We start from the raw sequence: 285 nt of genomic DNA, 5'->3' as shown, positions 1-285 counted from the left end.
GGTTCAAAGGTAAAAGGATCACCTTCCACGATTCCTGCTACCTGGGCCGCGCCAACGACGTCTATGAGGCACCACGCGAGGTCATCAAAGCCCTCGATGTGGAGTTGGTAGAGATGAAGCGCTGCAAAACCAAAGGCCTCTGCTGCGGTGCAGGAGGTGCGCAGATGTTCAAGGAACCCGAGCATGGCAAAAAAGACATCAACATCGAGCGCACCGAGGAAGCATTGGCCACTGGTGCCTCAGCCATCGCCGTCGGCTGTCCTTTCTGTCTCACGATGATGACGG

At 56.5% G+C, this 285-nt stretch carries 1 protein-coding gene; it reads left to right on the top strand.

Features of this window, described 5'->3' with window-relative positions:
• Window positions 1–285 (top strand): heterodisulfide reductase-related iron-sulfur binding cluster (locus tag L0U88_RS20780; protein WP_234868796.1); only part of this gene is annotated, 285 nt, incomplete at both ends.

It is taken from the genome of Flavihumibacter fluminis, from assembly GCF_021491375.1.
Lineage (GTDB): Bacteria > Bacteroidota > Bacteroidia > Chitinophagales > Chitinophagaceae > Flavihumibacter > Flavihumibacter fluminis.
Note: the sequence above shows the minus strand (reverse complement) of the source record. Positions and strands in the feature narration are given on the sequence as shown.